General features: G+C 64.4%; 15 protein-coding genes and 1 tRNA gene. 14 read left to right on the top strand and 2 right to left on the bottom strand.

The window, feature by feature from the left end; genetic code table 11:
* Nucleotides 1-4 precede the first annotated feature (4 nt).
* From nuoL to HDC35_RS01335, 7 genes are read left to right on the top strand one after another with little or no spacing between them, the layout of a single operon-like run.
* On the top strand, nucleotides 5-2,041 hold the full coding sequence (gene nuoL, locus HDC35_RS01365) for an NADH-quinone oxidoreductase subunit L (protein WP_184643077.1): 2,037 nt from the start codon (nucleotides 5-7) through the stop codon (nucleotides 2,039-2,041).
* Nucleotides 2,038-3,591 (top strand): NADH-quinone oxidoreductase subunit M, encoded by a 1,554-nt coding sequence (locus HDC35_RS01360; protein ID WP_184643076.1) that lies wholly within the window; start codon nucleotides 2,038-2,040, stop codon nucleotides 3,589-3,591. The genes nuoL and HDC35_RS01360 overlap by 4 nt, the downstream gene beginning before the upstream one ends.
* The gene (gene nuoN, locus HDC35_RS01355; protein ID WP_184643075.1) at nucleotides 3,588-5,018 is read left to right on the top strand and encodes an NADH-quinone oxidoreductase subunit NuoN; all 1,431 of its coding nucleotides are present in this window, start codon (nucleotides 3,588-3,590) and stop codon (nucleotides 5,016-5,018) included. Before HDC35_RS01360 ends, nuoN begins: the two co-directional genes overlap by 4 nt.
* Entirely contained in the window at nucleotides 4,940-5,743 is an 804-nt protein-coding gene (locus HDC35_RS01350; RefSeq protein WP_184643074.1) for a biotin--[acetyl-CoA-carboxylase] ligase, read from the top strand. The genes nuoN and HDC35_RS01350 overlap by 79 nt, the downstream gene beginning before the upstream one ends.
* Nucleotides 5,744-5,756: 13 nt before the next feature.
* Nucleotides 5,757-6,542 (top strand): type III pantothenate kinase, encoded by a 786-nt coding sequence (locus tag HDC35_RS01345; protein ID WP_184643900.1) that lies wholly within the window; start codon nucleotides 5,757-5,759, stop codon nucleotides 6,540-6,542.
* Nucleotides 6,539-8,173 carry a ribonuclease J gene (locus tag HDC35_RS01340; RefSeq protein WP_184643073.1) on the top strand — a complete coding sequence of 545 codons (1,635 nt, stop codon included), beginning with the start codon at nucleotides 6,539-6,541 and terminating at the stop codon, nucleotides 8,171-8,173. Before HDC35_RS01345 ends, HDC35_RS01340 begins: the two co-directional genes overlap by 4 nt.
* Nucleotides 8,174-8,189: 16 nt before the next feature.
* Nucleotides 8,190-8,450 carry a DUF1467 family protein gene (locus tag HDC35_RS01335; protein WP_184643072.1) on the top strand — a complete coding sequence of 87 codons (261 nt, stop codon included), beginning with the start codon at nucleotides 8,190-8,192 and terminating at the stop codon, nucleotides 8,448-8,450.
* Nucleotides 8,451-9,137: 687 nt separating this feature from the next.
* Here HDC35_RS01335 and HDC35_RS01330 read toward each other — a convergent pair.
* Nucleotides 9,138-11,495 carry a hypothetical protein gene (locus HDC35_RS01330; RefSeq protein WP_184643071.1) on the bottom strand — a complete coding sequence of 786 codons (2,358 nt, stop codon included), beginning with the start codon at nucleotides 11,493-11,495 and terminating at the stop codon, nucleotides 9,138-9,140.
* Between the two features lie 68 nt (nucleotides 11,496-11,563).
* Between HDC35_RS01330 and HDC35_RS01325 the strand changes: the two genes are divergently transcribed.
* Entirely contained in the window at nucleotides 11,564-11,857 is a 294-nt protein-coding gene (locus HDC35_RS01325) for an Hpt domain-containing protein (RefSeq protein WP_184643070.1), read from the top strand.
* A 171-nt stretch (nucleotides 11,858-12,028) separates the two neighbouring features.
* On the top strand, nucleotides 12,029-13,342 hold the full coding sequence (locus HDC35_RS01320) for a tetratricopeptide repeat protein (RefSeq protein ID WP_184643069.1): 1,314 nt from the start codon (nucleotides 12,029-12,031) through the stop codon (nucleotides 13,340-13,342).
* Between the two features lie 99 nt (nucleotides 13,343-13,441).
* Here HDC35_RS01320 and HDC35_RS01315 read toward each other — a convergent pair whose 3' ends face one another.
* Entirely contained in the window at nucleotides 13,442-13,915 is a 474-nt protein-coding gene (locus HDC35_RS01315) for an Lrp/AsnC family transcriptional regulator (protein WP_184643068.1), read from the bottom strand.
* A 184-nt stretch (nucleotides 13,916-14,099) separates the two neighbouring features.
* On the opposite strand from HDC35_RS01315, the gene HDC35_RS01310 reads away from it, so the two are divergent.
* The 5 genes from HDC35_RS01310 to HDC35_RS01290 all read left to right on the top strand — a co-directional run bounded on the left by HDC35_RS01310 (nucleotide 14,100) and on the right by HDC35_RS01290 (nucleotide 18,733).
* Nucleotides 14,100-15,743 (top strand): HAMP domain-containing histidine kinase, encoded by a 1,644-nt coding sequence (locus HDC35_RS01310; protein ID WP_184643067.1) that lies wholly within the window; start codon nucleotides 14,100-14,102, stop codon nucleotides 15,741-15,743.
* 24 nt (nucleotides 15,744-15,767) lie between these two features.
* Nucleotides 15,768-16,781, top strand: a complete 1,014-nt coding sequence (locus HDC35_RS01305) for a polysaccharide deacetylase family protein (RefSeq protein WP_184643066.1) — start codon at nucleotides 15,768-15,770, stop codon at nucleotides 16,779-16,781.
* 76 nt (nucleotides 16,782-16,857) lie between these two features.
* Nucleotides 16,858-16,992: a hypothetical protein gene (locus HDC35_RS01300; RefSeq protein ID WP_260397414.1), complete on the top strand. Its 135-nt coding sequence runs from the start codon at nucleotides 16,858-16,860 to the stop codon at nucleotides 16,990-16,992.
* A gap of 68 nt (nucleotides 16,993-17,060) precedes the next feature.
* Nucleotides 17,061-17,136: transfer RNA gene (locus HDC35_RS01295), tRNA-Ile, on the top strand.
* Nucleotides 17,137-17,257: 121 nt separating this feature from the next.
* Entirely contained in the window at nucleotides 17,258-18,733 is a 1,476-nt protein-coding gene (locus HDC35_RS01290) for a M20 family peptidase (RefSeq protein WP_184643065.1), read from the top strand.
* Nucleotides 18,734-18,735 lie beyond the last annotated feature (2 nt).

The following is an 18,735-nucleotide window of genomic DNA, read 5'->3' as shown; positions in this document are numbered from 1 at the left end:
ACCGGTGATCCAGGCGATCGTTTTCCTGCCGCTGCTGGCGGCGCTTGTTGCAGGGCTTGGCCAGCGCGCCATCGGCCCCTTCGCATCGAAGCTGGTCACCACGGGCGCGCTGTTCACCAGCTGCGCGCTGAGCTGGCCGATCTTCCTGTCGTTCGTGTTCGGGACGGGGCAGGCGGAAGTCATGACCGTGCTGCATTGGGTCAGTTCGGGCGCGCTCCAATTCAATTGGGAACTGCGCGTCGATACGCTGACCGCGGTGATGCTCGTCGTGATCACGACGGTGTCGGCGCTCGTCCACCTCTATAGCTGGGGCTATATGGAGGAAGACCCGGATCAGCCGCGCTTCTTCGCCTATCTCTCGCTCTTCACCTTCGCGATGCTGATGCTCGTGACTGCGAACAATCTCGTCCAGATGTTCTTCGGTTGGGAAGGCGTCGGTCTCGCGTCGTACCTCCTCATCGGTTTCTGGTATAAGAAGCCGAGCGCCAATGCCGCGGCGATCAAGGCATTCGTCGTCAACCGTGTGGGTGACTTGGGCTTCATGCTTGGCATTTTCGGCACCTTCCTTGTCTTCGGCACCGTCTCGATCCCCGAAATCCTTGCAGCCGCACCGGGCATGGCGGGTTCGACGATCAGCTTCTTGGGGCTCCGTCTCGATACGATGACGATCCTCTGCCTACTGCTGTTCATCGGCGCGATGGGCAAGTCGGCGCAGCTTGGCCTGCACACATGGCTTCCCGACGCGATGGAAGGCCCGACCCCCGTGTCGGCGCTGATCCACGCCGCGACGATGGTCACCGCGGGCGTGTTCATGGTGTGCCGCCTGTCGCCGATGTTCGAAACCTCGGACGTTGCGCAGGGCGTCGTGATGTTTGTCGGCGCCGCGACCTGTTTCTTCGCCGCGACGGTCGCGACGACGCAGTGGGACATCAAGCGCGTCATCGCTTATTCGACCTGTTCGCAGCTCGGCTACATGTTCTTCGCCGCGGGTGCGGGCGCTTATGGCGCCGCGATGTTCCACCTGTTCACGCACGCCTTCTTCAAGGCGCTGCTGTTTCTTGGCGCCGGTTCGGTCATCCATGCCATGCACCATGAGCAGGACATGCGTTATTATGGCGCGCTGCGGAAGCGGATCCCGATCACCTATTGGGCGATGATGCTCGGCACGCTGGCGATCACCGGCGTCGGTATCGCAGGCGTCGCGGGCTTTGCCGGCTTCTATTCGAAGGACGGCATCCTCGAGGCGGCTTATGCGAGCGGCGGAGGCGGCGTCATCGCTTTCTGGGTCGGCGTCTTCGTCGCCTTCCTCACCAGCTTCTATTCGTGGCGCCTCGTCTTCCTGACCTTCCACGGCAAGCCGCGCTGGGAACAGAGCGAGCATATCCAGCATGCGGTGCACGACGATCATGGTCACGGGCATGATGGTCATGCGCACGCCGACCACGGCCACGACGCGCCCAGCGACGGCACAGCGGGGTATCACCCGCACGAAAGCCCGATCACGATGCTGATCCCGCTGGCCATATTGTCGATCGGCGCGGTGTTCGCGGGCATCGCCTTCCACCATCCGTTCATTTACCCCGAAGAGGGTTTGGCGTTCTGGAACGGCAGCCTCGCGTTCGACGAGCATCTGATGCACGCCGCGCATGAAGTGCCGTTGTGGGTGAAATGGACGCCGTTCACGGTGATGGCTATCGGCCTGTTCCTCGCGTGGAACAGCTATATTCGCAACACGACGTTGCCGGCGCGCTTCGTGGCGCAGTTCAAGCTGCTCCACCAGTTCCTGTACAACAAATGGTATTTCGACGAGCTGTATAACGTCCTCTTCGTGAAGCCCGCCTTTTGGATCGGCCGCTTCTTCTGGAAGAAAGGCGATGAAGGCACCATCGACCGCTTCGGTCCCGATGGCGCCGCCGCGCTCGTCGCTGGGGGGACCCGTCTCGCGGTCCGGCTGCAATCGGGTTATGTTTATGGATATGCGTTTGTGATGCTGCTCGGTCTTGTAGGCCTCGCCAGCTGGGCCATGGTGAATTTCCTGTGAGTGGCTTTCCCATTCTTTCGCTGATGCTGGCGGTCCCGCTGATCGCTGCCATCCTGTGTATCTATGCGGGCGACCGCAACGCGCGCGTCATCGCGCTCGTCGCGACCTTGGTCGATTTTGCGCTAGGGGTCGTCCTCTGGGCCAATTTCGACATTGGCGGCGCGCAGTGGCAGTTCACCGAACGCGCCGACCTGTTCGGCCGCTTCCAATGGGCACTCGGGATCGACGGCATGGCCTTGATGCTGATCATGCTCAGCGTCTTCCTGATGCCGCTGTGCATCCTTGCGAGCTGGGACGCGATCAAGAGCCGTGTCGGCCTCTACATGGCGATGTTCCTGATCATGGAAGTCGTGATGATCGGCGTCTTCATGGCGCAGGACCTGCTGCTCTTTTACATCTTCTTCGAGGCGGGCCTCATCCCGATGTATTTCATCATCGGCATCTGGGGCGGTGCGAACCGCAAATATGCGGCGTTCAAATTCTTCCTCTACACGCTGCTTGGTTCGGTACTGATGCTGATCGCGATGATCGTGATGATCATGGAAGCCGGCACGACCGATATCCCCACGCTGCTCAACTATAATTTCCCGCCTGCAATGCAGACGTGGCTCTGGCTCGCCTTCTTCGCCAGCCTTGCCGTCAAGATGCCGATGTGGCCCGTTCACACCTGGCTTCCCGACGCGCACGTGCAGGCGCCAACCGCAGGCTCGATGATTCTTGCGGGCGTGCTGCTGAAGCTCGGCGCCTATGGCTTCCTGCGCTTCATGATGCCGATGTTCCCCGATGCGTCGGGGCAGCTGATGTGGATCGTCTTCGCGCTGTCGATGATCGCGGTGGTCTACACCAGCCTCGTCGCGCTGGTGCAGAACGACATGAAGAAGCTCATTGCTTACTCGTCGGTCGCGCATATGGCGATCGTCACCGCGGGCCTCTTCGCGTTCAACCAGCAGGGGATCGAAGGCGCGCTGATCATCATGCTTAGCCATGGCGTCGTTTCGGCCGCGCTCTTCTTCTGCGTCGGCGTGATCTACGATCGGCTCCACACGCGTGAGATCGACCGTTATGGGGGGCTCGCGGTAAACATGCCGGCCTATGCGCTGTTTTTCATGCTGTTCACCATGGCGTCGATCGGGCTGCCGGGCACCAGCGGGTTCGTCGGCGAGTTCCTGAGCCTCGCGGGCATCTACGAAGCTTCAAGCTGGGTCGCCTTCGTGTGCACGACGGGCATCATTCTCGGCGCCGCGTACATGCTCTATCTCTACCGCCGCGTCGTGTTCGGCGAACTCACCAAGGACGATGTGAAGGCGATGCCCGATCTCAACGCACGCGAATGGACGATCATGGTGCCGCTCGCCGCTGTGGCGCTGTGGATGGGCGTCTATCCCGAAAGCTTCCTTGCGCCGATGCGCGGCGACGTGACCACCGTGGTTGCGCGTCTCGCTCCGGCGAAACCTGCCGGCGACGCGCATCTTGCCGCCGGCAAGCCGAAGCCCGCCCGGGCCCATGGTGAAGCCGCCCACGGCTCCGCCCATGCGGGAGGCGCCCAATGACCGCGGATCTCGCCCTTATCTGGCCCGAACTGATCCTGACGATCGGCGGGCTGATCACCCTGATGCTCGGCACCTTCATGGGTGACCGGCAGGTCGGCATCTATCAGCTCAGCGCTCTGCTGACGCTCGCTGCGGCGGCGGCTGCCGTGGTCGCGCTGTTCGGGGTCGAGACCACGGTCTTTTCAGGCACGCTCTCGGTCGACAGCTTCGGCGGCTTCGCCAAACTGCTGATCTATGCCGCGAGCTTCGTCTGCATCGTCATCGCGCCGCGCTTCTTCAGCGGCGGGATGCGCGCCGAATATCCGACGCTGATCCTGTTTGCTGCCCTCGGCATGGGGATCATGGCCTCGGCACGCGATCTGATGACGCTCTATGTCGGGCTCGAGCTCAACAGCCTTGCCGCCTATGTGCTCGCCAGCTTCATGCGCACCGATGAGCGGTCGAGCGAAGCCGGCCTCAAATATTTCGTTCTCGGCGCGCTCGCGTCGGGCATGCTGCTCTATGGCATTTCGCTGCTCTACGGCTTTTCGGGCACCACCGATTTTGCGGGCATCGCAAAGGTCATGGGCGGCGAGCCGGGCATCGGCCTGATCTTCGGGATCGTCTTTGTGCTTGCGGGGCTTGGCTTCAAGATCAGCGCTGTGCCGTTCCATATGTGGACGCCCGACGTTTATGAAGGCGCGCCGACTCCCGTAACGACCTTTTTCGCAACCGCGCCGAAAGTCGCTGCGATGGCGCTGATGACGCGCGTTGTGATCGACGCGATGGGGCCCGCGATTGGAGCGTGGCAGCAGATCGTCATCTTCCTGTCGCTCGCCTCGATCATCCTCGGCGCGGTCGGCGCGATCGGGCAGAAGAATATCAAGCGCCTGCTTGCCTATTCGTCGATCAACAATGTCGGCTTCATGCTCGTCGGTCTTGCTGCAGGCACGCAGCAGGGCGTCGAAGCCGTGCTGACCTATCTGCTCGTCTATATGCTGACCACATTGGGCGCTTTCCTCGTCGTGCTCCAGCTGCGCGATGCCGACGGCAACCAGGTCGAAAGCATTCCCGCCATGGCCGGCCTGTCGCAGCGCCGCCCGGGCCTTGCCGCAGCCATGTCGGTTTTCCTGTTCAGCCTGGCCGGTATCCCGCCGCTGTTCGGCTTCTGGCCGAAATATCTGGTGTTCGAGGCGGCGGTAAATGCGAACCTCATGCCGCTGGCGGTTGCGGGTATCGTCGCTTCGGTGATCGGTGCGTTCTATTACATCGCGATCATCAAGACGATGTACTTCGACGATAAATCGGAAACCGAGTTTTCGGGTGGCCGCGCGATCGTGGAAGATGCGGTGATTACCGCAAGCGCGCTGTGGCTGTCGGTGGTCGGCTATCTCTTCATCCCCGTGCTGGCGGTCCTTTCGGCCAGCGCCGCGGCGGTGCTGTTCTGATACCGCCGATCGAGCGGATAGCGCAGACAGGTTCGACCAACGCCGACCTGCTGGCGCGGCTGGCAGGCGGCGAGCATGTCGGCGAGGGCCACTGGCTCGTCGCCGACCGCCAGACGGCGGGTCGTGGTCGCTTGGGGCGTGGCTGGAACGACGGGCAGGGCAATTTCATGGGCTCGACCGTCGTCCACCTGACCATCGGCGATCCGCTGGCAGCGACGCTCGCGCTCGTTGCCGGGGTTGCGCTCGCAAAGACCGTGGCAGCGCTGGCCCCGAACGTCGGCGCGCAACTCAAATGGCCGAACGATCTGCTTGTCGATGGTGCCAAATGCGCGGGCATATTGATGGAGCGCACGGGCAATTCGGTGGTCATCGGCATCGGCGTCAACTTGGTCGCGGCCCCCCCATTGCCCGATCGGCCGACCGCGACGCTGGCGGGCAAGGGGGCCGCGATCGACCGCGACCATTTCGCCAACGCGCTCGGAATTGCGATGATCGACGCGCTCTGGACCTGGCGGCAGGAAGGGGTCGCGAGCATCGTCCGCGCGTGGCTGCCGCAGGCGCACCCCCTCGGCACACCGCTTCGCGTGTCCGAACAGGACATCGACGGTTATTTCGACGGTCTTGCAGAGGATGGCGCGCTGCGCTTGCGCCGCGAGAGCGGTGAGACCATGGTAATCCACGCAGGAGACGTGGAATTGCGGCGTCCGGTCGAGGAGGGGATTTAGGATGTCCAATCAGATGCTGCTCGCCATCGACGTCGGCAACACCAACGCCAAATTCGCCCTGTTCCACGGTACCGACCTGCTCGCACGCTGGCGCATCGCAACCGACGACCGCCGCACTGCCGACGAATATATCGTCTGGCTCGACCAGCTGATGCGGATCGAGGGCTATGATCGCACCCACGTCGAAGCGGTGATCATTTCGACGGTCGTGCCGCGCGCGCTGCATAATCTCCAGCTGCTCGCCCACCGCTATTTCGGCGTCGATGCGCTCGTCGCGGGGCGCGATCCGGTAACCTGGGGCATCGCGCTCAAGGTCGCAGAGCCGCAATCGGTCGGCGCCGATCGCGCGGTCAACGCCATCTCGGCGCAGGCGGTCGAACCAGGCCGGGACAAGCTGGTCATCAGCTTCGGTACCGCGACGACGCTCGACCATATCGGGCCAGACGGCGCCTATCTGGGCGGCATCATCGCGCCGGGAGTCAACCTGTCGCTCGAAGCGCTGGTCGCCGCCGCGGCAAAGCTGCCGCGTATTGCGATCGAGGCGCCCGCGACGGCGAGCGTCATCGGCCGCACGACCGAAAGCCAGATGCTGATCGGGGTCTATTGGGGCTATGTCGCGATGATCGAGGGGCTGATCGCGCGCATGAAAGCCGAAATAGTCAAGCCGCTGACGGTCATCGCAACGGGCGGCCTTGCAACGCTTTTCCAGGAACAGGCGCATCTGTTCGACCGCATCGAGCCCGACCTGACGTTGAACGGGCTGATGCACCTTTATCATCAACGGAATGGAAACATATGACGACTCCGGGCAAGGAGCTGCTTTTCCTCGCGCTGGGCGGGTCGGGCGAGATCGGCATGAACGCCAATCTCTATGGCTGCGACGGCAAATGGATCATGGCCGATCTGGGCGTGACCTTCGGTAGCCATGATTATCCGGGCATCGACATCGTCATGCCCGACCTTGAATTCATCGAGGATCGCAAGCGAGACCTGCTTGGCATCGTCCTGACGCATGGGCATGAGGATCATATCGGTGCGATTCCCTATCTCGCCGCCGATCTTGGCGTGCCGCTCTATGCCAACCGCTTCACCGCGGGGCTGATCGCCCACAAGCTGGCCGAAGAGGGGCTGGAAAAGGAAGTCGAAATCAAGGTCGTCGATATCGACGACAGTTTCCAGCTGGGGCCGTTCGGCATCCACCTTGTTCCGCTTGCGCACTCGATCCTCGAAATGAGCGCAGTGGTGATCGACACGCCCTATGGCCGGGTTTTTCACACCGGCGACTGGAAACTCGACGAGGAGCCGATCCTGGGGCAGCCCGCGACCGCAGCGGCGCTGACCGCGATCGGCGACGAGGGCATCGATGTGCTCGTTTGCGATTCGACCAATGCCTTCAACCCCGACGCATCGGGCAGCGAAGGCGGACTGCGCAAGGGACTCGAGCAAGCCGTCGGCGCGGCGAAGGGGAGGGTGGTCGTCACCACCTTTGCCTCGAACGCCGCGCGGCTTGCGACATTGGGCGCGGTGGCGAAGGCGACCGGGCGCACGCTTTGCGTTGCGGGGCGGTCGCTCGACCGCATCCTCGGCGTCGCGCGTTCGGTGGGCTACCTCAAGGATTTTCCGCCAACGGTCGATTTCGACGAGGCGATGCGCCTGCCGCGCGACAGGGTGATGGTGATCGCGACGGGCGGGCAGGGCGAACCGCGCGCCGCGCTCGCGCGCATGGCGGCCGACATGCACCAGATCAAGCTCGAGGCGGGCGACACCGTCGTCTTTTCATCGAAGCAGATCCCCGGCAACGAAGTCGCGATCGGGCGGATCATGAACCAGCTCGCCGCAAAGGACGTGCTGACCGTCACCGAAAAGCAGGCGCATATCCACGTCAGCGGCCATCCGGGGCAGCCCGAGCTCGCGGCGCTTTACGGCTGGCTGCGGCCGAAGCTGGTCGTCCCGGTGCATGGCGAGATCCGCCATATGCACGAACAGGCGCGCTTCGCGCTCGAAAAGGGTGTGCCGGACATTTTGGTGCAGGAAAATGGCGATCTGGTGCGGCTCGCACCCGGCCCTGCGAAGATCGTCGAGCGCGTCCGCGCGGGACGCCTGATCCTCGACGGCGACGTCATCCTGCCCGCCGACGGAGAGACGATGGGCGAACGGCGCAAACTGTCGCTGAACGGCCATATCACCGTCGCGGTCATCTTTTCCGGCAAGCGTTTCGTCGAAAGCGCGATCAGTTATCGCGGCGTGCCCGTCGAGGACGAGCGCGAGGCCTTTATCGACGAGATGCGCGAAGCCGCCGAACAGGCGGCGACGGGGCCCGCGCGCGACGAGGAAAAGCTGCGCGAAGCGATCCGCCTCGGCGTGCGCCGCATCGCGACCGACTGGACGGGCAAGAAGCCGGTGGTCGACGTGATGCTGGTCGATATCTGAGCCGGAGACGAACGCGATGAAGTGGACTTCGGCGCTCGCCATCTATCTGCTTTTCTGGGCGTTCAGCGCCTTTTTCGTGCTGCCCTTCCATGGCCGGCGCGCGGGCGATGACGCAACGCCGTTGGTGCGCGGACAGGAACCGGGCGCCCCCGCGACCTTCCGCCCCGGGCGCATATTGTTCCAGATGACGATCGCCGCGACGGTAGCGTTCGTGCTCTATTACATCGCCTATGTGACCGGCTGGGCCGATCCCGACGTGCTGACCGGGCGGGCCTGAGTAGGGGCGGGCCCGATCGCCGGTCTGCTGCCACGGCCAGCGACATTATCCAAAGGTCAGTAAAAGTCAGCCTTGTGCGCTGCGCGATTTGGACGGCGGGGATGCGGGAACGCGTCTGTCCGCGATCGCTTGCGCCAATCGGCGGACAAGCGCATTTATCTACCGGATGAAAGAGCCGGGACGAAGGCTGGCATAGCCGGATAATGTAGGAAAGGCCTTTTTGCAGGCGCCGACTTTGGGGTGGAGAGCTCTTCTCCTGAACCCCGGCGAAAGGTGTCCGGAGGCACGTGACTCGGGCCACCGCCCAGTGTGGCAACCTGTTGTGTTCGTGTCGAAATTCTGGGCCCCGACTTTCGCCTGGTGCACAATCTCTAGCGGTGGCTTCCTGCCAGCCCTTCCGTCAGCGCTGTGCGCTGCCACCTCCCCATCGCTTCGCGACAGGGATGAGCGAACGGCAACAACCGCTCGCTAGCCGACGAACCCCTTTTCCCGTTCGTGTCGAGCGAAGTCGAGACACCCATCGACGCGATGCCTGGCCCGATGGGTGTCTCGACTTCGGGCGAAGCCGAAGTTTATCCTGAGCGCCCGCCCGGCGGACAGTCGAAGGGCTCGATGCGAACGGGTCAGGGAGGCGGGAGAGTCCGCAACCGGCCACGCGGGTCCACGGCCTCGACCGTCGTTGGTCGATCAATTCCGCAGGCGGTCGATCGCCTGGGCGAGCGCGACATAAAGCTTTCCGATATCGGAGGAGAGCAATGTGACGCTGATCGCCGACCCGTCGCGCGCGCCGATGAGCAGACGCAGCATCGCTTCGAAATCGTGGATGAACTGGTTCACCGACGCGTGGAAGGTGTCGTCGGCCTGATAGAGGCGCAGGATTTCCTTGGCCTCGCTGTTCTCGATCAGCTTGACCGCGCGCCGGGCAAAGACGCCGCGGTCGCCCTTGAGGTAAGCATCCCACGCGGTGTCGCTGACTTCGCTCGACATGATCTTGGTGACGTCGATCGCCGTCGATTTGAGCGCTTCGGTGAGCAGGCCGACCTGTTTCGCGAGCGAATCGCGATCCGAAGCGGCGATCGCCTGCTCGGCTTCGCTTACGCGCTGTTCGACGCTGGCGCTGGTGTCCATGATCGTGATCAGCTGGCGCATCAGCCGGTCGGCGGCGCCATTGGCGGCGGCAACCGCGCGCGCCGATGCCTCTTCGATCGCCGCCAGCTGCGCCATCACCTCATTCTTGAACGCGGCATCGATGGCGCCCGTCGCGGTCGCCTGCATCGCGTCGCGCGCACCCGACACCAGCTTTTCGAGCGTCAGCCGCGCTTCGTCGGCGGCCGAATCGGCAGTGGCGCGGACTTCGTCCAGCGTCGCGATCATGCGCGCGCCGCCCTGTTCGGCAAATTCGTCGGCGCCGTTGCGCAGCTTGGCAAGTGCTGTCTCGGCTGCGGCGAGCGATGCGTTGAGGCGGTCGACCAACTCCTGCTGGCTCGCCGCATGGCCCGCCATCTGCTCCTCATTCGATTTGAGCGTCGCCTGGACGGCGTTGACGTGCGACACCGTTGACTGCGCAACGAGTTCGGACGCATCGAGCAGGGGGCGCAGCTGCGACAACGAGCCCTGCGTCGTCTTGCCGTGCGCGGCGATGCGGTCGAGCGCGTGCGGCAGGGTTTCGTCGAGTTCGCGGGTCACCGCGTCGAGCGCGAGGAGCAGCGATTCGGCGTGGGTGATCAGCTGGTGCGCCGAAGCATTGCCGTTTTGCACTTCCTGCATGAAGGCGGCGAGCTGGGCCTTGGTGTCGTCGATCGCGCGGCCGATGACGCCGGTGCTGGCACCGACGCCGACGTCGAGGATCTCGAGTTGCTTGCTGACTTCGGCGACATGCGACGTGATGCGCGTGGCCAGCGCGTCGCTGGCGTCGGCGTGCGCGGCAAGTTGCGCGCCCATCGCATCGCCAGCTTCGCGCGCCGCCGCGAGTTTCCGGTCCATCTGCGCCGCGGCGTTGTCGACCCCGTCGCGAAACTGTTGCCAGCTCTGATCCATCTGACCGGTCACCGCGGCGATGGTCGAAGTCATGTCGTTATGCGCCGCCGCGGCAACTTCGGTCATCCGTGCCAGCGCCGCGCCATGCGCGTCGACAACTTGCGCCGATGCCGCCAGAAGATCGGCTTCGGTTTCCTTCGTCTGTCCCTGCAAGGCGACGATCGCCTCGAGGATGCTCGCGGTCGAAGCCTCGCCTGCTTGTGCGGTCTTTGCCGCTTCTTCGCCGAGTGCGGCCAGCCGGGCTTCGAGATTGGCGCCCTGCTGATGCGCGACAAGCCCGGCTTCACGGAAGTTCACCGCCAGCCGCTGCGCCACGTCGTCGATGCGAGGCAATCCGGCGAGCAGCCCGTCCATCCGCTGCATCGCGACGTCGCCCGACCGCGCGAGCTGGTCGTGCGCGTTGGCGATCACCGATGCGTTGCTGGCGAGCTTGTCGCTGCTTTCATTGAGCCTGAGCACGGTGTCGAGGCCGAGCTGCTGGACGATTCGCGCCTGTTCGCCGAGCTGCTTTTGCGCATCGGCGAGGTGCAGGCCGAGCGAGTGCATCGACTGGTTCAGCGCCAGATTTTCCTCGCGAAGAGCGTCGGTTATGCGGGCGAAGCGCGCCTGTTCGGACCGGCTCGACCGCAGCAGGCTCATCCAGAGCACCGCAAGCAGGGTCAGCGGCATCGCGACCGTCGCAATCAGCCCCGGCCAGTCTGCAAGCACCGGGCTGCGCGCAAAGCCGCCGGTGGCAACGAAGAGAGCGAAAGCTGTCCAGCCGATCGCGAGAAGGAGGAGGAGGGTCGGGGCGATGCGGTCACGCCAGGTCGGCGACCGATGCGCGATATCCTCGTCCGGTTCGGCCTCGGTCAACGGGGACATGTCGAGCCAATCGCGTTCGGCGGCCTCCGCATCGGGCGCACGCGCGGTTTCCGCCGCTGTGACATCGGTCTGTGCGGCGCTGTCTGTTTCCGGGTTTGCCGCGGAATCCCGCCACAATCCGACGATTTTCTTTTCCCCCGTCATCGGGCCATCTTAGCATCAAATGACCGTCTTGAAACGGAAACTTAACCACGCGCTGCCAAAGCTGTGGAATGTCGTTCGATAGTGGTCCTCTCGATCGTTACCTCAGCGCCGCGATCGGCGACGATCGGGCGATGGCGCTCGACCTGCGCAGCGCCTTCACCGGCAGCGCCCGCGACCTTGCCGACTTGATGCGGCGCGCGCGCTGCGACGCCAATTGGGACGTCGCGGCGCTTCGCCTGAAGGGGCTGGCCGCAACGTTCGGTATTATATCGCTGATCCAGCTCGCCGAAGAAGCGATGGCGGGAGCACCCGGCGATCCTGCGGTGCTCCGCCAGATCAACCGGGCGATCGACGAAATCTGAAGGCCGGGCCGGGTTCAATTCCGGTTCAGCCGTCCTCCGCCAGATGAAATATCGATGCCGGCTGTCTTGCCTTGGCAACGCGACGGGTTTAGCCGCGTTTACGACGCGCGGCCGAGCCCCTTTGCGTTGGTGCAGGCGGGGCGAGGCAACCGATTCTGAGGAGAGATTTCGATGTTCACCCGTTTCCGCTCGATGCCCTTGACGGCGATGGCCGCACTGTTGGGCTGCGCGCTGATGACGCCGGCCCCGGTTGCCGCCCAGGACAAGCCGAAAAAGGAAAAGAAGAAGGAAGAGGCCAAGGGCGGCGGGATTTCCGTCAGCAAGGGTTTCATGCCGGCGGCCAAGAAGCTGGAAGATGCGGGCAAGGCGAAAGACGCCGCGGCGATGCAGGCGGCGCTCGCCGAAGGCCAGTCGACCGCGACCACGCCCGACGACAAATATCTGGTCGGCTTCTACCAGCTCCAGCTCGGTTTGCTGAACAAGGACCAAGGATTGCAGGCGCAGGGGCTCGACGCGATGCTCGAAAGCGGCAAGACGCCGGCCGAAAGCGTAGCCATCTATAATTTCTACTCGGGTAATTTCGCTTATGGCGCCAAGGATTACGCCAAGGCGATCCAGCGGCTCGAGGCCGCGAAGGCGGCGGGTTCGACCGAAGCGAGCCTGTCGGCGATGCTGATGGACAGCTATCTCAGCGCCGGACAGATCGACAAGGGCTGGGAAATCGCCAAGGCCGGTATCGATGCGGCGCGTGCCGCGGGCACACGCCCGTCGGAAGAGCTTTATGTGCGCCCGGCGCAGGCTTTCCAAAAGGCGAACCGCACGAACGAGATGCTGGATGTGCTGGCGATGCGCGTGCAGGATTATCCAACCCCGGCGACCTGGCGCAACACGCTGTACATCGTGCTCCAGCAGGCGGCCGGCGACAAGGATCTGACGCTCGACATCCTGCGCCTGATGAAGGCGACCAATTCGATGTTGCAGCGCCCCGAATATCTCGAATATTCGGCGCTGGCGGTCGAGGCCGGATTCCCCGGCGAAGTCGTGGGGGTCATCAGACATGGCCAGAAGGCCGGCGTGATCCCCGCGAAAGACCCGCATTTCGACAAGATTCTCGAATCGCAGGAACCGCGGGCCGCCGCGGACGCGTCGGCCGTCGCCGCGGACGCCAGCAAGCCCGCGACGCTCGCCAATCCGAAGGCCGCGCGCGCGACCGGCGATGCGCTCGTCGGCAACGGCGAGCCGGCAAAGGCGATCCCGCTTTACGAAGCGGCGCTGAACGCTGCTCCGGGTGATGGCCTTGTCCAGTATCGCCTTGGCGTCGCCCAGGCGCTCGCAGGGCAGGCCGACGCCGCGGCCGCCAGCTTCGCGAAGGTGCAGGGCAACCGCCAGCGCCTCGCCCAGCTGTGGACCATTCGTGCCAAGGCCGGCGCCGCGCCCACCGCACCGACGACGGAAGCAGCGGCGGCGCCGGCCACGAGCAACTGAGCCTTTCGGGCTCTTATAAATAATCCGGGCGCCGTTCCGGTTGGAACGGCGCCCTTTTTATGGAAACAGGTCAACGAAGATGGGGAGGGGCGGGGATGATCAGGTTTCGACCGGGATTCCCGCCAGTTGCTTTGCGGTACGGATCGTCAGCGAGGTCTTGACGCTGGTCACATTCGGCGCCGAGGTCAGGTGCGCGGTCAGGAAGGACTGGAAGCTCTGCAGGTCGCGCGCGACCACCTTGAGCAGGAAGTCGATCTCGCCGTTCAGCATGTAGCATTCGCGCACTTCGGGAAGTCCGCCGACATAATCTTCAAATGCTTTCAAATCCGATTCGGCTTGGCTGCGCAGGCTGACCATCGCGAAGACGGTGATGCCATAGCCGAGCTTCGCCGCGTCGAGGTCGGCGTGGTATGAGCGGATGACGCCGGCTTCCTCGAGGGCGCGGACGCGGCGGAGGCAGGGCGGCGCGGTCAGTCCCACCATCTGCGCCAGTTCGACATTCGTCATTCGCCCATTTTTCTGCAGTTCGCCCAATATCTGCAAATCGATTTGATCGAATTTCTGACTAGCCATCGTTGAAACATCCGCTTTCTAAAACTGCGATGACCATAATATTATTTCAGCCGATTGCAATTGTCCCACAATGCGACGCGGATGGTTAAGGCACTTTCATGACCGGATGATTCACGCTAGCCGGTAAGCATATTGTAACCAACGACCGAAGATGTGGGGCTGGCTTCGCGTGACTGCTGACTCGATGATCGCCACCATCTTGCGCCAGGCGCCCGCGGATCGCCGCGCGAGCATCGCGGCGTGGCGTCAGCTCTCCGATATTCTGGCGCAGCGCGGCAATCAACTGGACGATGAGGATATTCGCCGCAGCCTTCACGCGCTTGCCGTCCTGCGGCCGCAAGTGCCCGAATCGGTCCGGCGCGACAGCGCGCGTGCGCTGGCGCGGCACGGCCGGTTTGCGCCGCTTGTCGCCTTTTACGCCAACGATGTTCCGGCAGTTTCCGCGATCATGCTGCGCGATACTCGCCTCAGCGAGGCCGACTGGCTGGCGCTGCTCCCCGCGACAAACGCGATGGCGCGATCGGTGCTGGCGGGGCGCGGCGACTTGCCGGAGGGCGTGTATCGCGCGCTCGCCAGCCTTGGCAGCGCATCGGTCGCGTTGCCGCAGCCCGAGGTCGCGAACGCTGCGGAGGATTTGCCATTGGCACCCGCCGAAGCCGGGGGCGAGCCAGAAACCGAACCTATGATCGAAAGCGGGCCAAGCCAGATCAGCGAGCTGGTCCGCCGGATCGACAAATATCAGTCCTCGCGCGGCCAGTCGCCTGCCGGGCGCCCGCCCCGCGCGGCCTTTCTGTTCGAAACCGGGCCCGACGGGGTGATTCACTGGGTCGAGGGCGTTACGCGTGGCGCCGTCATCGGCCTGTCGATCGCCGAGGCGGCTTTTGCCGGCGAACCGGGGACCGACGGTGTCGCCGCCGGCGCTTTCCGCCAGCGCGCGGAGATCATCAACGCCCGGATGATCCTCGAAGGAACACAGGCAGACGCGGGCGAGTGGCGGTTCTCGGCCTTGCCCTGGTTCGATCCCGCGACGGGGCAGTTCCGCGGCTATCGCGCCAGCGCGCGCCGTCCGTACCGCAACGAAACGCCTTATGGGCGGCAGGCGTCCGGAGATTCGGGTGACTCAATCCGCCAGCTGATCCATGAATTGCGCAGCCCGCTGAATGCCATTTCGGGCTTTGCACAGATTATTTCGGGGCAGATGTTCGGGCCGGTCAGCCAGGATTACCGCGCGATGGCCGAAACCATCGTCGCCGATGCGGCTTCGGTACAGTCGATCATCGACGATCTGGAAACCGCAGCACGCAGCAATGCGGTGGCTGCGGACCCGTCCTCGAACAGCGTCGTCGACGTCGGCGCCATCGTCGCGCAGGTCGAAAGCGATCTGGGAGCGCTTCTCGCCGAACGCCGGATCGACCTCAGCATTTCGCGCGTCGGGGGGCCCTTTGTCGCGGTGGCCGACGATGCCAACGCGCGGCGGATGGTCGGCCGCATGCTGACCGCGCTGGTCGATATATCCGAACCGGGTGCAATCCTCGTCGGCCAATTGGTGACCGAATCGCCGCATGACGACATGCTGCAACTGCGTATCGTCCGTCCCGCACCGATTCGTTTCGCGACCGCCTCCGAGCTGCTCGACCCGGGCTTCAGCCCCGAAGGGGAGGCGCCGGGAGCCGCGGTTCTCAGCCTCGGTTTTTCGCTGCGGCTCGTCGACAGCCTGGCGCGCGCCGGGGGCGGACGGCTCGATATCGGGCATAACGCCTTGACCTTGCATGTGCCGTCGGCCAACTCGAAGGCCGAGGTCGAGCTGGAAGTCCAGCAAGGCGAATAGCCCGGGGCGGGCGAAGGGGAGCATGTGCAGCCTGCGGGCGATTTCTTTGCGTATCCGGCTGCACCGGACCTGATCCAGCTGGAAGGGGACGAGCGTCCGCGTTTCTGGGTGACGATCGATACCGAAGAGGATTTCGATTGGGACGCCCCCTTTTCGCAAACGGGCTATGGGTTGGGGTCGGTCCCGGCGCTCGGCGATTGTCAGCGCTATTTCGAACGCGCTGCGGTTCGCCCGATCTACCTTGTCGACTGGCCGATCGTTGCCGACGACCGCGCCGTGGAAATTCTTGGCGCGGCGCAGCAGGCCGGATATTGCGAAATCGGCGCCCAGCTCCATCCGTGGGTGACGCCGCCGCACGACGAAGACGTCAACGCGCGCAACAGCTATACCGGCAATCTGCCCATCGCGTTGCAGCGCGCGAAAATGACCGCGCTGCGCGACGCGATCCGCGATCGCTTCGGCGTCGCGCCGACAGCGTATCGCGCCGGGCGTTACGGACTTGGCCCCGAAACGGGGACGATGCTCGCCGAGCTGGGCTTCCGCTGCGACACGTCGGTGCGCGCCGGTTTCGATTATCGCGCAGGACATGGTCCCAATTATCGCGATGCTCCTTTACACCCCTGGTGGGTCCGCACCGGACAGGGCGCGGTGCTCGAAATGCCCGTCACGACGGTCTTTGCCGGTCTTTTCGGGCGTGCGGGCCGCTGGCTCTACCATCGCACCTCGTCGAACAGCCATGCGGCGCTCGCGCGGCTCGGCCTGGTCGAGCGGATCGCGCTGACCCCCGAAGGCATACCGGCCGAAAAGGCGTGCCAAGCGATCGACATCGCGATCGAGGCGCGCTTGCCCGTCCTGACCTTCTCCTTTCATTCGCCGTCGCTGCAACCGGGCAACACGCCCTATGTGCGCAGTGATGCCGATCTGGCCCTCTTCTATCGCTGGTGGGACGTGGTGCTCGATCATCTCGCGCGCCGCGGCGTCGAGGCGACGACGGCGGAAGCGATTTTGGCGATGGCGGAACGCAAGGCCGCGTCCTGATCGTTGGGCTTGCCAATGCGGCTCGGCCTCCGCTATCGCCCGCACATCGTCGCTGCAACCGGGCAACACGCCCTATGTGCGCAGTGATGCCGATCTGGCCCTCTTCTATCGCTGGTGGGACGTGGTGCTCGATCATCTCGCGCGCCGCGGCGTCGAGGCGACGACGGCGGAAGCGATTTTGGCGATGGCGGAACGCAAGGCCGCGTCCTGATCGTTGGGCTTGCCAATGCGGCTCGGCCTCCGCTATCGCCCGCACATCCCCGCCGGGATTGCAACGGGGGGCCTGTAGCTCAATGGTTAGAGCTGGCCGCTCATAACGGCTAGGTTGCGGGTTCGAGTCCTGCCGGGCCCACCATTTTCAACAGTAGCGACATCGCTCCACCGCCTGCCTGCGATTGGCCGTGGCTGGCCCGGATTTCCCTTGCAAAATGCAACCGGTGACGATCCATTGCGGCGCCAGGAAAAGGGAGAGGGATATGGGGAAGCGGCGGACGATCCTGCTGGGCGGTTTGGCGATCGTGGCGGTTGCGGCAGGCGTGGTGGGAGTACGCACGGCGACCTTTGCTCCCGGCGATATCGCCGATGGCAGCGATATCCGCCTCGCTGCGCCGCCGCCGTTCGATCTTGACGCCGCGACCGCGCATCTGAGCGTCGCGGCGCAGTTCCGGACAATATCGCATCAGGACCCGGCGGAGAATGACATCGCGGAATGGGATCGTCTTCACGCTTGGCTTGCCGCCACCTATCCCGCAACGCACCGCGCGATGGCGCGGACCATCCTGCCGAACCGGACGCTCGTCTTTCACTGGCCGGGGAGCGATGCTTCGCTGGCGCCGATCATCCTCATGGCGCATCAGGATGTCGTGCCCGTCACCGAAGGTACCGAAGGCGACTGGAAATATCCGCCCTTTTCCGGAACAATCGCGGAGCAGGCGGTGTGGGGGCGCGGTACGATCGACGACAAGGGTTCGCTGGTCGGACTGTTCGAGGCGATCGAGGCGCTGGCGGTGCAGGGATTCCGGCCGAAACGCGGTATCTATCTGGTATCGGGCCACGACGAAGAGGCTGGCGGCTCGGGCGCGGTCGCGGCTGCCGCGACGCTGAAGGCCGCCGGCGTCAAGGCATTGTTCACGCTCGACGAGGGCAGCGTCGTGCTGCGCGACACGCCGGTCATCGACGGCCCGGCGATCCTGATCGGGGTCGCCGAAAAAGGCTACGCGACGCTGAAGGTCACCGCCGATGCGCCCGGGGGGCACAGCTCGATGCCGCCCGCGGAGACCGGGGTCACCACGCTCGCGCGCGCGGTGCTCGCGATCGCCGACAAGCCGTTTCCGATCGAAATGCGCGGTCCCGGCGCGGCGATGGTCGAGGCGTTGGCCGCGCACAAGGGCGGGGCGACCAAGGTCGCGGTTGCCAACCAGTGGCTTCTCGGCCCGGTTCTGCAAGGACAATTGTCGGCTTCGCCGTCCGCCGCCGCCGCCTTCCACACGACGATCGCGCCGACGATGCTGCAGGGTAGCCCCAAAGAAAATGTCCTCCCGCAATCGGCGAGCGCACTCATCAACTATCGCATCGCGCCGTGGAACCGCTCGGCCGACGTGATGGCGCGCGCCAGGGCCGCGGTCGGCGACGCGCCCGTCAAGCTGAGCTGGGTGAAGCCGCCGAACGAACCGTCGCACGTCTCGTCGAGCAATTCGCTGGGATGGAAATATGTCGCGGCTGCCGCGCGCGCCGACGCGCCCGATGCGGTCGTCGCCCCCTATCTGGTCGTCGCGGCGACCGACAGCCGCAGCATGGAGCCGGTATCGGCCGACGTCTATCGTTTCATGCCGATGCATTTCACGCTGAAAGAGACGGCGATGATTCACGGCACCAACGAGCATATGACGATCGACAGCTTTCGACGCATGATTGTCTTCTATGCGCGGCTGATTGCGACGTCTGCGGGATGATA

It is taken from the genome of Sphingopyxis sp. JAI128, assembly GCF_014207235.1.
In the GTDB taxonomy this organism is placed as follows: domain Bacteria; phylum Pseudomonadota; class Alphaproteobacteria; order Sphingomonadales; family Sphingomonadaceae; genus Sphingopyxis.
Note: the sequence above shows the minus strand (reverse complement) of the source record. Positions and strands in the feature narration are given on the sequence as shown.

Bases quoted from the DNA above. Each gene is read 5' to 3' on its own strand.
- nuoN (WP_184643075.1), top strand. From the start codon at position 3,588: ATGACCGCGGATCTCGCCCTTATCTGGCCCGAACTGATCCTGACGATC.
- HDC35_RS01345 (WP_184643900.1), top strand. From the start codon at position 5,757: ATGCTGCTCGCCATCGACGTCGGCAACACCAACGCCAAATTCGCCCTG.
- HDC35_RS01340 (WP_184643073.1), top strand. From the start codon at position 6,539: ATGACGACTCCGGGCAAGGAGCTGCTTTTCCTCGCGCTGGGCGGGTCG.
- HDC35_RS01335 (WP_184643072.1), top strand. From the start codon at position 8,190: ATGAAGTGGACTTCGGCGCTCGCCATCTATCTGCTTTTCTGGGCGTTC.
- HDC35_RS01330 (WP_184643071.1), bottom strand. From the start codon at position 11,495: ATGACGGGGGAAAAGAAAATCGTCGGATTGTGGCGGGATTCCGCGGCA.
- HDC35_RS01325 (WP_184643070.1), top strand. From the start codon at position 11,564: ATGTCGTTCGATAGTGGTCCTCTCGATCGTTACCTCAGCGCCGCGATC.
- HDC35_RS01320 (WP_184643069.1), top strand. From the start codon at position 12,029: ATGTTCACCCGTTTCCGCTCGATGCCCTTGACGGCGATGGCCGCACTG.
- HDC35_RS01315 (WP_184643068.1), bottom strand. From the start codon at position 13,915: ATGGCTAGTCAGAAATTCGATCAAATCGATTTGCAGATATTGGGCGAA.
- HDC35_RS01310 (WP_184643067.1), top strand. From the start codon at position 14,100: ATGATCGCCACCATCTTGCGCCAGGCGCCCGCGGATCGCCGCGCGAGC.
- HDC35_RS01290 (WP_184643065.1), top strand. From the start codon at position 17,258: ATGGGGAAGCGGCGGACGATCCTGCTGGGCGGTTTGGCGATCGTGGCG.